We start from the raw sequence: 14790 nt of genomic DNA on the forward strand, positions 1-14790 counted from the left end.
AGATAAAGTTTAACGAATTAATGTGGACGATGACAAATAATACTGAAATGCAACTGCCAACTAATAGCTACAAAATAATTTATTATTTGTACATGGCTTTTGCTTTTTACTTTCTAATCGGTATTTATGCCAATTTTCACGAAGGTATTTGGGAGATTTTATACCAACTTAGTTTTAGTATGGTTTTTCTTTCAATAATGCCAGCTAGCTATTTTATATTTCAAAAAATGCGACAAGGGAATGATAGTGTTTTAGCCGATATTAGAAGTGGCATTCTGGTCATCATATTTTTAGCAATTATATTATTTCTTGGTTCATTTGAATTTAAACAGAGCTTTTATGCTGTTTTTGAGCCCACCAAAACAGCGATGGCTGATGAATACACAACCCAAATAAAAGAATATCGTGGGACGAAACAGTATTATTTGTTTTTTGATGATAAAGAAAATCCAAACTCTTGCGATAGTGATATACAAAAATGCAAATATCAATATAAAGTGAGAATCAATAGTGGCACTTATCAACAGATAAACAATAAACAGCAAATGGCAAAAGACAATCCTTTGAAAATATTCTATAAGCCGAAAGCTGAAATTTTAATGAAATGGGAAGCTATTTAAACTTCCCAATAAATTTACGCTAATATCAGGAAAACCTATGACCCGAATTGAAACCACATTTAACACGTTACGAGCGCAAAACAAAAAAGCTTTAATTCCTTATGTGATGGCAGGCGACCCAAACCCAAGTGTTACCGTCAGCTTACTACATGAACTCGTTGACCACGGCGCAGACATCATCGAAGTAGGTTTACCATTTTCTGACCCCATGGCAGACGGTGAAACTATCGCACTCGCAGGCGAGCGCGCAATGGCAGGTGGCACCAGTACCCGCCAAGCGATTGAGATGGTAAAAGCGTTTCGTAAAACCAACACCACCACGCCAGTGCTAGTCATGGGCTATCTGAATCCGATTGAAATCATCGGTTATGACAAGTTTATCAGCCTTTGTCAAGATGCAGGGATTGACGGTGTTTTGATGGTCGATTTACCGCCACAAGAAGCGGGCGATTTTACCCAAAAACTCGCCAATTCCGCAATGAACGAAATCTTTTTACTTGCGCCAACCACCTTGCCAGAACGCCGCGAGCAAGTGTTAAAACATGGCGGAGGTTTTATCTATTATGTATCGGTCAAAGGCGTAACAGGCTCAAAAGCATTGGATGCCCAAGATGTGGGCGAGCACGTCCAAGCGATTAAAGCACAAACTGCTTTGCCTGTGTGTGTTGGTTTTGGTATTCGTGATGGTGCATCGGCAAAAGCAGTCGGACAATATGCGGATGGTGTGATTGTCGGTAGTGAGCTAGTGAAAAACTTTGCGGATGTGGGCAATGATGAACAGAAAATTGCCCATGCCAAAAAAGCCATCTTAGATAAAATGGATGAGCTAAGAGAAGCGATTGATAGTCTTGAGTGATAGAATGGTTTGAGGTACTTGAGGTTAATCATTTCATTTATTGCTAAAATCAGTTAGCATACGCATTATAAAATGAGTTTGTACTTGTACACTCAAAAAACTACTATTCATTGGCACTCTTAAATTGCACTGTTAATAGGGACTTATTATGAGCACTGATATGAAGCCTCAACCGATGGGACAGACACTGGAAGAAACTTGGTTAAAACGCCCATTACCCACCATCAAGCCGCGTGCCAAGCAAATACTGACGGCGGTTGAGACCGAACCATCGACTCAATGTCCCAACTGTAATTCAATCATCACCAATACGGCGCTGATTTTTAATAATTATGTCTGCCCATCGTGTGATGAACATCTTAGCATGACCGCGCGCACGCGTCTGAACTGGTTTTTTGACCAAGTAGATGATGAGCTAGGGCAGCAGTACCAAGCAGGCAATCCATTAGACTTTGTCGATAGCAAGCCTTACCCAACACGAATGAGCGAAGCGCAAGCCAAGACAGGCGAAACCGAAGCGCTTATCGTCATGAAAGGCAAACTTCAGCGGCTATCCGTGGTGGCTTGTGCGTTTGATTTTGCTTTTATGGGTGGCTCAATGGGTTCTGTGGTAGGTGATCGATTTGTGCTCGCTGCCGAGACGGCGCTCAAAGAACAAATCCCGCTGGTATGTTTTGCCGCATCGGGTGGCGCCCGTATGCAAGAGGGCTTGTTATCACTCATGCAAATGGCGCGTACGGCGGCAGCGATTGAGAAACTCAAACACGCCAATATTCCTTATATTGTGGTACTGACCAATCCTGTGTATGGCGGTGTGACGGCATCACTTGCGATGTTAGGCGATATCCATTTGGCAGAGCCCAAAGCCATGATTGGTTTTGCCGGCAAACGGGTGATCGAACAAACCGTTCGCGAGGTGCTGGGCGAGCCTTTCCAGCGCGCTGAGTTTTTGGCAGAGCATGGTGTGGTCGATCATGTCGTCCATCGTCTACAAATGAAAGAAACCATTCATCGCTTACTCAAAAAAATGACCTATTTTCGTCAGGCTCACTAATTCATTATTATCACGGTTTTATCCATGCAACAGTCAAGCTCACCAGCCGCACTCTCACCATCCCCATTACCGCCTAGCGTTTCAAGCTCGTTAACCGAGTGGCTAAACTATATGCAAGGCATCCATGTGTCCGCGATTGATATGGGGCTTGAGCGGGTGATGCCCGTATTTCAAGCATTGGGTATAAAGCAAACCGATGCCTTTGTGTTTACCGTGGCAGGCACCAATGGCAAAGGTTCAACCACCGCCACTATTGCTGAGATTTGTCAACAAGCGGGCTATAAAACCGCTTTATATCAATCACCGCATCTACTGGTGTTTAACGAACGTGTCAGAATCAATGGAAAAATGGTCGATGACCAAACCCTGATTGATGCGTTTGCCAAAATCGAGCAGGCGAGATTGGATTGTGGGTTGACACTGTCATTTTTTGAAATGACGACGCTTGCCGCGTTTTTGATTTTTGCCCAAAACCATTGTGATGTCTGGGTATTGGAGGTGGGGTTAGGCGGCCGCCTCGATGTCGTCAATGTCATCGAGCCAAACCTTGCGGTCATTACCAATGTGGGTATCGACCATGTCGAATGGCTCGGCGACACCCGTGAAAAAATCGCGGTAGAAAAAGCTGGTATTTTGCGTGATAATCTAACATTGGTGTATGGCGAAGCCGATATGCCCTCGACCATCCCGCCTTTGATGGCACAGCACCATGCCCATTTGCTACAGTATGGCAAAGATTATGGCTACCGCCATATTGACGGTGCAGCGACATGGCAATATAGCAATAACGCGGTGACTTTATCATTGCCTATGCCCAATTTGTCTTTGCACAATACCGCAACGGCTATCACCGCCCTCTTAGCCAGCCCATTGACCATAACCCAAGACCACATCCAAGCTGCGTTACCGAAGGTAAAATTGGCTGGGCGTTTTGACAGCAGACGCATGTCAGCTCGCCAATGGGTGTTTGATGTTGCCCACAATGAGCATGGGATGCAGTTTTTGCTCAAGCAGTTGACGCCGTATGTACATGCCTACCAACGCCAGCATCCAACCGCCAAATTGCATTTGGTGATATCCATGCTCGCTGATAAAGACATTGAGCCAGTGCTTGCGCAGCTACAACAATTCTCCCAAACGGTAATGCCGATTGACAGTGTTCATAGCGGCGTTATATCTCACCCTAGAGCCAGTAGCCAAGAGCGCTTAACTGAGTTGTTGCCACGCTATTTTAATTCTGTGTCTATTTTTGAGGATTTGAATTTGGCGACCCAATCGGTGATTGTCCACAGCCAAGATAATGACCTAATTTTAGTGTGTGGTTCTTTTTATACCATCAGCGGTGTACTGACTAGCCAATCACTCAGTGAATAACGAATTTGTGCGTCAAATGATTTTACTTTTCAAAATTTTCAGTTAATATCTCAACAATGGTAAAAACTGCTAACGCGAATTTTGCTATGATTAGTCAAAATTCGTTGATTTTTATAGGTTGAAAAAATCATTTATCAAGACACATAAATTAGGGTAATTGGCATGAAATTTTCTAAGCAAGCATTATTGGGTACAACGGTATTGTTAGGCGGTAGCGTGTTGTTATATGCCACTATGCACCAAGTCTTGAACGCGCCTGCCAAACCTGCAGTCAATAGCCAACAAGTTATCGCTAAACCCACGACAGATAAACAATCGGCAATCAGCAACGAGCCACTCACCGCCGATATCGCAACCGAAAAAAATTTACTGGCGCAAAAACAAAAAGAACGTGAGCAACGGGTCGCTGCGCAAGAACAACAAGCCCAGCAATACATGACCGAGCAACAGCGGATTGAAGCGGAAGCTTTGGCGCGTAGCCGTGCTGAAAATCAACTGTATGCCAACAAAAATGCCGCCAATACCAATTCGGTGGTTGCCAGCTCAGTGACCGCGATTACCCAACCTGTGGTAAAGCCCCGACCCGTTGACAGGGACGCCGCACCACCACAAACGCAAGCTGCAGTACCCAATAGCGTGCAAAATAGCGCACAGTCCCAAAGCGCTGCGCAAACTCGAAGCGCTACGCAAACTAAAGAACAAGCAGCTACGCCAAAGCCCACAGTGACAGCACCCGCCGTCGCACAGCCGCAGCCCGCGGCAAAAGCCACCCCTAGCAATCCTGGCACCTATCAAGTCAAGGCAGGCGATGGGTTGATAGGGTTATCACGTCGCTACAATGTGCCAGTCGACGTATTGGCAAGCGTCAATAATCTCAACACCACCAGCAGCTTACGTGTCGGGCAAACTATCACCATCCCGACTGCGGCACAAGTCAACCGTATCACCCAGCAAGCCCAAGCGCGAGAGCAACAACGTCAAAATGACATTGCCCGCAAAAAACAAGAAGCTGAACAAAAAAAGCAACAGGCGCTACTGCAGCAGCAGCAAGAAGTCGCCCGTAAAAAACAAGAAGCCGCGCAAAAAGAGCAGCAAAAACAGCAAGAAATCGCCCGTAAAAAGCAAGAAGCCCAGTTAAGAGAGCAGTTAAAAGAGCAAAAACGTCAACAAGAAATCGCCCAGAAAAAATTAGAAGCTCAGCAACAAGCCCAGAAAAAACAAGCATTCCAAGCGGCACAAGACAATTTAAGGCAGGCGCGTCAGACGGTGAAACAAACCGATGCCAAAGGTACGTTTGGGGTACAAGTCGCATTGGCAACCGACGAGAAAAAAGCCAATGAAATCACCCAAAAATTACAAGCGGCAGGCTACAAAGTCAAAACCACCCAAACGAGCAAAGGGGTACGTATTGTCGTAGGTCCAGAAAAAGGCAAAGTCGCTGCCTTGGCGCTCAAAGACAAGCTCAATAACGATAGCCGCGTGGATGTCAATAGTGGCTGGGTGCTTTACTGGTAAGCCTATTTAACCTTTTGAAGCCAAACTATGCAAACAAGGCCAAACAACCCAAACAATGCGACATTTTGTGTCGCATTGTTTGTCTATGTGCTTGTGAAAATCACCCAATAGAGGAATAATGCTCCCTTGTGGTAATTATCCTATAGATATGAGTGTGTGGTTAGTGTGACAATTTTTTTAGTGTTAGCGTTTGTGGTGTTTATCCTGTTAGTATTTGCATTTCGTAGTAGTGGTAGTAGCCGTGAAGAGGTTATTAAGCCAGTTCGGGGAGATGAATTAGCGGTATGGCCGTTTGAGCCGATGCCAATCATGACGCCCACCGAAGTGATATTTTTTAATCGCTTGCAGCAAGCCGTGCCTGAGCTGATTATTTTTGGGCAAGTACAGCTATCACGTATTATCATGCCAAATGACGATGACGATACTGACCAAGGCTTTTGGTTTAATCGTATTTGCCGTATGAGTGTTGACTATGTGCTGGTCGATCAAGACAAGCAAACCGTACTATTGGCAATTGAATTAGACGACTGGACGCACAACACTCGCCGCCGTCAGCAGCAAGATGAAAAAAAAGACAAAGCGCTGTTGAGTGCAGGTATTCCGATACTACGAATCAATGGCGAAGCCATGCCGGACGCTGCGCTTTTACGCCGTAAAATCTTAGCAGTGATAGGGTAAGATTAAAATCGCAAAAAACTATAGAAAGTGTTGCATTCAAAAAAAAACTCGCTATAATACTCAAACTCAACATAGGCGATTAGTTCAATTGGTAGAGCGTCGGTCTCCAAAACCGAATGTTGGGGGTTCGAGTCCCTCATCGCCTGCCACATTTTAGTTAGTTTAGCGTATACGCTTTATTCTAATAATAAAATACGTTTTAATGATAGACAGGGCAGCCTTATGAAACAAATGCTAGAGAAAAAACTAGCAGAGCTCAATGGCAAAAGGATGTCTGGTGAAAAAGTGGTTGTCCACCAACCTGCCGCTATTGAGATTGCCAAACGACACTCCCCTAAAGATTTTGCCCTGTGGATTTTTGCTTTTGTTGCATTAATCAGTGCAACTTTAGTCAATCAATATTTACCCGCATATTGGCAACCCGCTAGCAGTTTATGGACGCGCGTGGTTGTTATTGCTGGACTAATCATTGCTGCATTATTGGCACTGGCATTGACCAACCAAGGCAGTGCTTTTAAAACGCTGTTGCAAGATTCTCGCGTTGAATTACGCCGTGTGACTTGGCCGACCAAACAAGAAACCCTTGAATACACTTGGCAAGTTGCGGTAGTGGCTGGGATATTAGCCTTTATTGTGTGGTTATTAGATACCGTATTTAGCCAATTGATTCAATACGTCATTGGTCAATAGCAAAAATTTAGCCAAACCCTTTTATTTGACCCACATCTGTGGGTTTTTATCTATCTAGCAATATCAATATTTTACCTGCATTGCTCATATTTGGTATAGTAGGCGATGTGTTTAGCAATGAATTAGAGGAAGATTATCCATGCGTTGGTATATCGTACAAGCATTTTCAGGCTTTGAAAAACAAGTGCAGCGTTCATTAATTGAACGTATCAATCGCAGCGAATATAAAGAATCGTTTGGTCAAGTACTCGTCCCAACCGAAGAAGTTATCGAAATGCGAGATGGCAAAAAACGCAAATCCGAGCGTAAATTCTTCCCAGGTTACGTATTGATTGAAATGGATATGAACGACAATACATGGCACTTAGTTAAAGACTGTCCACGTGTGATGGGCTTTATTGGCGGTACGCCAGAAAATCCTGCGCCGATTACCCCAAAAGAAGCCGATACCATTTTAAATCGTTTAAATACCAACGAAAACAAACCGCGTCCAAAAACCTTGTTTGAGCCAGGTGAAGAAGTGTTGGTCATCGATGGTCCGTTTACCGAGTTTAGAGGCTTGGTGGAAAAAGTAGATTACGAAAAATCACGCTTACAGTTGACCGTCAATGTCTTTAACCGTCCAACCCCGGTTGAGCTAGAATTTAAGCAAGTAGAAAAAATTAACTAATTTTTGATAAGTTTGCTTTTTCAGGGGTTTTTGACTCTAAAATTGTAACTAAGTGCCAAATTTAGCAATTTTTGCTTTACCTCGGTAAAAATTCGCTTATAATATGGCACTTTATTTTTTCTGTTGTCTGCAAGATTGACAATATCACCCGGGGAGCCAGATTGCCATTCGATGAGTGGGTATCTAGCGCTATTACCCATAACAGGAGTCTATCATGGCTAAAAAGATTGATGGTTACATCAAACTACAAGTGCCAGCTGGTAAAGCTAATCCATCACCACCTATCGGTCCAGCATTGGGTCAAAAAGGTGTGAACATCATGGCATTCTGTAAAGAGTTCAACGCAGCTACTTCTAGCATGGAACCAGGTCTACCTGTTCCTGTTGAAATCACTGTTTACAACGACAAATCGTTCACCTTCATCATGAAGTCACCACCAGCGGCGTTCTTAATTCGCAAAGCTGCAGGTGCTGCCAAAGGTTCAGGCGTACCGAACAAAACTAAAGTGGGTAAAGTCAACCGCGCACAGTTAGAAGAAATTGCTAACACCAAAAACGCTGACTTAACTGCTGCTGACTTAGAATCTGCGGTTCGCACATTGGCGGGTACTGCTCGCTCAATGGGTATTGACGTGGAGGGTGTGTAAATGGCTAAATTAACTAAACGTCAAAAAGCAATCGCTGAAAGTTATGATGCGAACAAACAATACACATTGGCTGAAGCGGTAGAAATTCTAAACAAATTGCCACCAGCAAAATTCAAAGAGTCAATCGATATTGCTATCAATCTAGGCGTTGACCCACGTAAATCTGACCAAGTGGTTCGTGGTGCTACCAACCTACCTGCAGGTACTGGTAAAACCAAACGCGTTGCCGTGTTTGCACAAGGTGCAGCAGCGGATGCAGCAAAAGAAGCGGGTGCTGATATCGTAGGTTTTGAAGACCTAGCAGAAAGCATCAAAGCGGGTAACATGGACTTTGATGTTGTGATTGCGTCGCCTGATGCAATGCGCGTTGTTGGTCAATTAGGTACAATTTTAGGTCCACGTGGCTTAATGCCAAACCCTAAAGTAGGTACAGTTACCCCTAACGTTGCTGAAGCGGTTAAAAACACCAAAGCGGGTCAGGCAACTTACCGTGTTGATAAATCGGGTATTATCCATACCACGATTGGTCAAGTAGGCTTTAGCGCTGAACAAATCGAGCAAAATGCGTCTGCATTAATCGCTGATTTGAAAAAAGCAAAACCTGCGACCTCAAAAGGTATCTATATCAAGAAAATCACTCTATCAAGCACGATGGGCCCTGGTATCAACTTAGATGCAGTTCCTTATCGTAATGCTTAAGCTATCACGCTTGATGGTAGATTTTTAATATATTTTAAATTTAGTTCAGCACAAACGGGTTGTGCTGTCTAAGACCGTAGGTTCTATTGGTTTAATCATAATTCTATTGGCTTAATCGTAAATAGTTTAATTGTGAAAGTTTTTCACAGCCTACGCAGACGGGATGGCAGTTTAATTTATCATTGACTGCCACCGTATCGGAGTGATAATAAGTTGTACTTTAACTTATTATATTAACTAGGTTTATTGGTGCCCTAAGTTAATCATAACTAGGAAACTGATAATATGGAGACAACCCATGGCATTAAATCTTCAAGACAAACAAGCGATTGTTGCTGAAGTAAGTGAATCTGCCAAAGGTGCCCTTTCTGCTGTTGTTGCCGATGCTCGTGGCGTAACAGTAGGTAAAATGACCCAACTGCGTAAAGAAGCTCGTGCAGCGGGTGTTGATATGCGTATCGTGCGTAATACTTTATTACGTCGTGCGTTAGAAGACACTAACTACACTGTGTTAAATGACGTATTTGTAGGTCCAACACTTATCGCATTCTCAACTGAACATCCAGGTGCTGCGGCACGTTTGTTCAAAGAATTTGCTAAAACAAACGATAAGTTTGAAATTAAAGGTGCAGCTTTTGAAGGCGAGTTTATCGCTGCTAAAGATATCGATCGTTTAGCAAGCTTACCAACTTACGACGAAGCGATTGCGCGCTTAATGGGTACGATGAAAGAAGCCGCTGCAGGCAAATTTGTTCGTACTTTGGCAGCATTACGCGACAAAATGCAAGGCGAAGCCGCTTAATTTATTTAAGTAAACTTAACTACGCTTAGCATTTTTTAAACCAAATTCACTTATTTAGGAACACACATCATGGCATTAACTAACCAAGAAATTCTTGATGCAATCGCTGAAAAATCAGTAATGGAAATTGTAGATCTTATCTCTGCAATGGAAGAAAAATTTGGCGTATCAGCCGCTGCACTAGCAGCAGCACCTGCAGCAGCCGGTGACGCGCCTGCAGCAGAAGAAAAAGACGACTTCACCGTTGTATTAACTGGCGCTGGCGACAAGAAAGTAGCTGTTATTAAAGCAGTTCGCGAAATCACTGGCTTGGGCTTAAAAGAAGCTAAAGACCTAGTTGAAGGCGCACCACAAACAGTTAAAGAAGGCGTAGCGAAAGCTGAAGCTGAAGAATTGAAGAAAAAATTAGAAGAAGCAGGCGCATCAGTAGAATTGAAATAATTCTCGCACTTAAGTTCTCTAACCTTCAAAAAGCCATTATTGCACTTGCAATAATGGCTTTTTTTTATTATAATCATTCTCTTGACCTTTCGTGTCTGATTGAACATAAGATGGCACACGCACCAAGGACAGAATTGTTCCATGCAAGTTAGAAAGTCTGGTAATGCGTAAAAAACTTTAGCTAAATACCCCAAAGGTGTTTGGCTTTTTGTCGTCTCTACAGTTTTTGTTTGTATCGATTTTATATTATATCGCCGATTAGGTTATCCATCCTGTGATGATTAACTTATTCGCTGATTTAGCAAGGTTTTAAGATTTCCGTTAGGAAGTTGGATTGTAAGTTGGTGACTTAAGACATTAGGGATTGGGTCATCAAATCTTTTAAAAATAGATTCCATCGTTAATCAGGGCGCAAAAAATTTAATTTCCCAACAGGAAATTTGGTAATTTGTGACTTTATCAGTGCATAGCGGTATCAGTGCACTGAAGTATTGATAGATGGGTAGGCATTAACGCTTTGAATGTTTAAGGACTTTTAATGGCATACTCGTATACTGAAAAAAAACGCATTCGTAAAAGTTTTGCAAAGTTGCCCACCGTCATGGACGTGCCATACTTATTGGCCATCCAAGTTGACTCATATGAGCAATTTTTGCAAGAAAATAAAAAGCCAAAAGGTCGGGAAAACATTGGTTTACAAGCCGCTTTTAATTCTATTTTCCCTATTGAAAGCCATACTGGCAATGCGGAGCTACAATTTGTTGAATACTATCTAGGTACACCAGAGTTTGATGTGCGCGAATGTATTTTACGTGGTTCAACCTATGCAGCGCCATTACGTGTCAAAATCCGTTTGGTCATCAAAGACAAAGATGTTAAAGACAAAGATGCTAAAGCGGCAATTAAAGATATCCGTGAACAAAGCGTCTATATGGGTGAAATCCCATTGATGACTGAAAATGGTACTTTTGTGATTAATGGTACTGAGCGTGTCATCGTATCGCAATTACACCGTTCACCAGGCGTATTCTTTGACCATGACAAAGGCAAATCACATTCAAGTGGTAAAGTGCTATATAACGCCCGTATTATTCCTTACCGTGGTTCATGGTTAGACTTTGAATTTGATGCCAAAGACTTGGTGTTTGCTCGTATTGACCGCCGCCGTAAATTATTGGCAACGGTGATTTTGCATGCCATTGGGATGAATACGCAACAAATTTTAGATGCGTTTTATGAAAAAACCCACGTTTATAAAGGTGATGAGCAATTTGAAATCGATCTTGTCACTGACCGTTTACGCGGTGAAATGGCGCAGTTTGAAATCGTTTCACCGGATGGCGAAGTGATTGTCGAACAGGGCAAACGTATCAACGCGCGCGCGATTCGTAAAATCGAACAAGCCGGTATGACTAAATTACCTGTGCCTGATGAATACTTGTATGAGCGTATTTTGGCGCACGATATCGTGGTGGATGATGAAGTTATTGCACGCGCTAACCAATTGCTCGATCACGAGACTTTGGTCAAAATCAGCAATAACGGTATTAAAGAATTTGATATTTTATTCACTAACGATATCGATCATGGTTCATATATCGCCGATACACTGCGCGCGGATACGGCGATGAGCCGTGAAGAAGCGTTGATTGAAATCTACAAAGTGATGCGTCCAGGTGAGCCACCAACACTTGATACAGCTGAAAAACTGTTTGAATCGATGTTTTTTAACGCGGATCGCTATGATTTATCAAATGTCGGTCGCATGAAGTTCAACCGTCGTTTGGGCCGGGTCTATGAGCCAACCAATGACCCTGATGTGCAGCGTGAACGCAGTGTATTGACCAACGAAGACATTATCGACGTATTAAAAATGTTGATTGAAATTCGTGATGGTCGTGGGGTAGTGGACGATATTGACCATTTAGGTAACCGCCGTGTCCGTTCAGTCGGTGAGATGACAGAAAATCAATTTCGCGTGGGTTTAGTCCGTGTTGAGCGTGCTGTCAAAGAGCGTCTAAGCTCAGCTGAAACAGATAACTTATCGCCACAAGATTTAATCAACTCAAAACCTGTGGCAGCCGCCATTAAAGAGTTCTTTGGTTCATCACAATTGTCACAGTTCATGGACCAAAACAACCCATTGTCAGAAATCACCCATAAGCGTCGTGTTTCTGCCTTAGGTCCAGGTGGTTTAACACGTGAACGTGCAGGCTTTGAAGTCCGTGACGTACACCAAACCCATTACGGTCGTGTGTGTCCGATTGAAACCCCTGAGGGTCCAAACATCGGTCTGATTAATTCTCTAGCCGTCTACGCTAAAACCAATGAATTTGGTTTTTTAGAGACTCCGTATCGTAAAGTAGTTGACGGTAAAGTGACGGATGAAATCGAATATCTATCAGCGATTGAAGAAGTAGGCACTGTGATTGCACAAGCGGATTCGCCGATTGATGAAAACGGTCAGTTGACAGAAGATTATGTCTCTGTGCGTAACTATGGTGAATTTGTACGTATGGCACCAGAGAAAGTGACCCATATGGACGTATCACCGCGTCAGGTTGTGTCTGTGGCAGCAAGTTTGATTCCATTCTTGGAACATGACGATGCCAACCGTGCTTTGATGGGTTCAAACATGCAGCGCCAAGCGGTACCCACTTTACGTTCTGACAAACCACTGGTTGGTACTGGTATGGAGCGTCACGTTGCCCGTGATTCAGGTGTGTGTGTGACTGCCAAACGTGGCGGCGTCATTATGGACGTGGATGCGAGCCGTGTCGTTGTAAAAGTGAATGAAGATGAAATGCAAGCGGGCGAAGCGGGCATTGATATCTACAACTTAATCAAATACACCCGTTCAAACCAAAACACCTGTATTAACCAACGCATTATCGTCAACCAAGGTGATGTCATTGCGCGTGGGGATATCTTGGCAGATGGTCCATCAACCGATTTGGGTGAGTTGGCATTGGGTCAAAACATGCGTGTGGCGTTCATGCCTTGGAACGGTTACAACTTCGAAGACTCGATTTTGTTATCTGAGCGTGTGGTTAAAGAAGATCGTTTTACCACCATTCATATTCAAGAATTAACCTGTGTGGCGCGTGATACCAAATTGGGTACAGAAGAAATCACTGCCGATATTCCAAACGTGGGTGAGGCAGCCCTAGCTAATCTAGATGACGCAGGTATTGTCTATATTGGTGCGGAAGTGCAAGGTGGCGATATCTTAGTGGGTAAAGTGACACCAAAAGGTGAAACGCAGCTCACTCCTGAAGAAAAACTACTTCGTGCAATTTTCGGCGAAAAAGCCGCTGACGTTAAAGATACGTCGTTACGCGTTCCTTCTTCTACCAAAGGTACGGTAATTGACGTCCAAGTCTTTACCCGTGATGGCGTAGAAAAAGACAGCCGTGCGCAAGCTATCGAAAAAGCCCAGCTTGATAGCTATCGTAAAGACTTAAAAGAAGAATTGCGTATCTTTGAAAACGCCGCACGCGGTCGCATTATTTCATTGCTTGACGGTCAAACTGTCAGTGGTGGCGCGGGCTTAAAATCAGGTACGGTGTTGAGTGAAGACTCAATGCAAGATATGTCGCTTGAAACCTTGCTTGATATTCAGCCAACCCAAGAAGATACCGCAGAGCGTTTATCACAAATTGGTGACTTTTTAACCGATAAACAAAAAGAAATCGATGAAAAATTCACTGAGAAAAAACGCAAATTAACGGCAGGTGATGACTTAACGCATGGCGTTCAAAAAATCGTCAAAGTGTACTTAGCAGTGAAACGTCGTATTCAACCCGGTGACAAAATGGCAGGTCGTCATGGTAACAAAGGGGTGGTATCACGTATCATGCCGATTGAAGATATGCCATACGATGAAAACGGCAACCCAGTGGATGTGGTACTAAACCCACTAGGCGTACCATCGCGTATGAATGTCGGTCAGATTCTAGAAACTCACTTAGGCGGCGCAGCACGTGGTTTGGGTATCAAAATTGACGAGATGATCAAACAACAAGCGGCAGTTGCTGAGTTACGTGATTTCTTAGACAAAATCTATAACCAAATTGGCGGCGAGCAAGTAGACTTAGGTAGCATCAGTGATGACGAAATCATTGCCATGTCAAAAAATCTACGTGCGGGCGTACCAATGGGTACCGCAGTATTTGATGGCGCTAAAGAACAGCAAATCAAAGGCTTGCTAGAATTAGCGGGTATGCCAACCTCAGGTCAGCAAGTATTGTTTGATGGTCGTACCGGTCAACAGTTTGATCGTCCGGTGACCGTAGGTTATATGTACATGCTCAAACTCAACCACTTGGTTGACGACAAAATGCACGCACGTTCAACAGGTTCTTACTCACTGGTTACCCAGCAGCCATTGGGTGGTAAAGCCCAGTTTGGTGGTCAGCGCTTCGGTGAGATGGAAGTGTGGGCACTTGAAGCTTACGGTGCTGCTTATACATTGCAAGAGATGTTGACGGTGAAATCGGATGACGTGGAAGGTCGTACCCGCATGTACAAAAACATCGTCGATGGTGAACAAAGCATGTCAGCCGGTATGCCAGAATCGTTCAACGTATTGACCAAAGAGATTAAGTCATTGGGTATTAACATTGAGTTAAAAGATCATAGCAAAAGTAAAAACTAAGCCATGATGGTGAGTATGGCGGCTTTAAACGTCACCATACTCAAACTCAATAGTTTACCTTGTTAATGACAAACGAATAAAAATTAAC

General features: G+C 43.5%; 13 protein-coding genes and 1 tRNA gene. All 14 read left to right on the forward strand.

The genetic code is table 11. The annotated features are described in order from the left end of the window. Window positions 1–29 precede the first annotated feature (29 nt). The 14 genes from ACH0AB_RS04390 (at window position 30) to rpoB (ending at window position 14702) form a co-directional block, all read left to right on the forward strand. Window positions 30–620, forward strand: a complete 591-nt coding sequence (locus ACH0AB_RS04390; RefSeq protein ID WP_406877332.1) for a hypothetical protein — start codon at window positions 30–32, stop codon at window positions 618–620. Between the two features lie 37 nt (window positions 621–657). After that, entirely contained in the window at window positions 658–1476 is an 819-nt protein-coding gene (gene trpA, locus ACH0AB_RS04395; protein WP_406877333.1) for a tryptophan synthase subunit alpha, read from the forward strand. Between the two features lie 148 nt (window positions 1477–1624). After that, a complete protein-coding gene (gene accD / locus ACH0AB_RS04400; protein ID WP_406877334.1) occupies window positions 1625–2530 on the forward strand; it encodes an acetyl-CoA carboxylase, carboxyltransferase subunit beta in 906 nt (301 codons plus the stop codon). Window positions 2531–2554: 24 nt separating this feature from the next. Then, window positions 2555–3904, forward strand: a complete 1350-nt coding sequence (gene folC, locus ACH0AB_RS04405) for a bifunctional tetrahydrofolate synthase/dihydrofolate synthase (RefSeq protein WP_406877335.1) — start codon at window positions 2555–2557, stop codon at window positions 3902–3904. Window positions 3905–4066: 162 nt separating this feature from the next. Beyond that, window positions 4067–5419, forward strand: coding sequence for an SPOR and LysM peptidoglycan-binding domain-containing protein (locus tag ACH0AB_RS04410; RefSeq protein ID WP_406877336.1), 1353 nt, complete (start codon window positions 4067–4069; stop codon window positions 5417–5419). A gap of 165 nt (window positions 5420–5584) precedes the next feature. Next, window positions 5585–6097: a DUF2726 domain-containing protein gene (locus tag ACH0AB_RS04415; RefSeq protein ID WP_239741595.1), complete on the forward strand. Its 513-nt coding sequence runs from the start codon at window positions 5585–5587 to the stop codon at window positions 6095–6097. A 73-nt stretch (window positions 6098–6170) separates the two neighbouring features. After that, window positions 6171–6246: transfer RNA gene (locus tag ACH0AB_RS04420), tRNA-Trp, on the forward strand. A gap of 73 nt (window positions 6247–6319) precedes the next feature. After that, the gene (secE, locus tag ACH0AB_RS04425) at window positions 6320–6787 is read left to right on the forward strand and encodes a preprotein translocase subunit SecE (protein WP_007116400.1); all 468 of its coding nucleotides are present in this window, start codon (window positions 6320–6322) and stop codon (window positions 6785–6787) included. Between the two features lie 139 nt (window positions 6788–6926). Further along, window positions 6927–7457: a transcription termination/antitermination protein NusG gene (nusG, locus tag ACH0AB_RS04430; protein ID WP_007116399.1), complete on the forward strand. Its 531-nt coding sequence runs from the start codon at window positions 6927–6929 to the stop codon at window positions 7455–7457. A gap of 214 nt (window positions 7458–7671) precedes the next feature. After that, window positions 7672–8103, forward strand: coding sequence for a 50S ribosomal protein L11 (gene rplK / locus ACH0AB_RS04435; RefSeq protein WP_007116398.1), 432 nt, complete (start codon window positions 7672–7674; stop codon window positions 8101–8103). Continuing rightward, on the forward strand, window positions 8104–8802 hold the full coding sequence (rplA, locus tag ACH0AB_RS04440; RefSeq protein WP_406877338.1) for a 50S ribosomal protein L1: 699 nt from the start codon (window positions 8104–8106) through the stop codon (window positions 8800–8802). Window positions 8803–9100: 298 nt separating this feature from the next. Further along, window positions 9101–9604 carry a 50S ribosomal protein L10 gene (gene rplJ / locus ACH0AB_RS04445; RefSeq protein WP_201664582.1) on the forward strand — a complete coding sequence of 168 codons (504 nt, stop codon included), beginning with the start codon at window positions 9101–9103 and terminating at the stop codon, window positions 9602–9604. A 69-nt stretch (window positions 9605–9673) separates the two neighbouring features. Continuing rightward, window positions 9674–10045 (forward strand): 50S ribosomal protein L7/L12, encoded by a 372-nt coding sequence (gene rplL / locus ACH0AB_RS04450; RefSeq protein WP_007116395.1) that lies wholly within the window; start codon window positions 9674–9676, stop codon window positions 10043–10045. Window positions 10046–10583: 538 nt separating this feature from the next. After that, window positions 10584–14702, forward strand: coding sequence for a DNA-directed RNA polymerase subunit beta (gene rpoB, locus ACH0AB_RS04455; RefSeq protein ID WP_406877339.1), 4119 nt, complete (start codon window positions 10584–10586; stop codon window positions 14700–14702). Window positions 14703–14790 lie beyond the last annotated feature (88 nt).

Source organism: Moraxella sp. 179-F 1C4 NHS, assembly GCF_045370505.1.
GTDB classification, from domain to species: domain Bacteria; phylum Pseudomonadota; class Gammaproteobacteria; order Pseudomonadales; family Moraxellaceae; genus Faucicola; species Faucicola tetraodonis.

Coding starts and splice junctions, on each gene's coding strand:
- ACH0AB_RS04390 (WP_406877332.1), top strand. CDS start 30: ATGACAAATAATACTGAAATGCAACTGCCAACTAATAGCTACAAAATA.
- trpA (WP_406877333.1), top strand. CDS start 658: ATGACCCGAATTGAAACCACATTTAACACGTTACGAGCGCAAAACAAA.
- accD (WP_406877334.1), top strand. CDS start 1,625: ATGAGCACTGATATGAAGCCTCAACCGATGGGACAGACACTGGAAGAA.
- folC (WP_406877335.1), top strand. CDS start 2,555: ATGCAACAGTCAAGCTCACCAGCCGCACTCTCACCATCCCCATTACCG.
- ACH0AB_RS04410 (WP_406877336.1), top strand. CDS start 4,067: ATGAAATTTTCTAAGCAAGCATTATTGGGTACAACGGTATTGTTAGGC.
- secE (WP_007116400.1), top strand. CDS start 6,320: ATGAAACAAATGCTAGAGAAAAAACTAGCAGAGCTCAATGGCAAAAGG.
- nusG (WP_007116399.1), top strand. CDS start 6,927: ATGCGTTGGTATATCGTACAAGCATTTTCAGGCTTTGAAAAACAAGTG.
- rplK (WP_007116398.1), top strand. CDS start 7,672: ATGGCTAAAAAGATTGATGGTTACATCAAACTACAAGTGCCAGCTGGT.
- rplA (WP_406877338.1), top strand. CDS start 8,104: ATGGCTAAATTAACTAAACGTCAAAAAGCAATCGCTGAAAGTTATGAT.
- rplJ (WP_201664582.1), top strand. CDS start 9,101: ATGGCATTAAATCTTCAAGACAAACAAGCGATTGTTGCTGAAGTAAGT.
- rplL (WP_007116395.1), top strand. CDS start 9,674: ATGGCATTAACTAACCAAGAAATTCTTGATGCAATCGCTGAAAAATCA.
- rpoB (WP_406877339.1), top strand. CDS start 10,584: ATGGCATACTCGTATACTGAAAAAAAACGCATTCGTAAAAGTTTTGCA.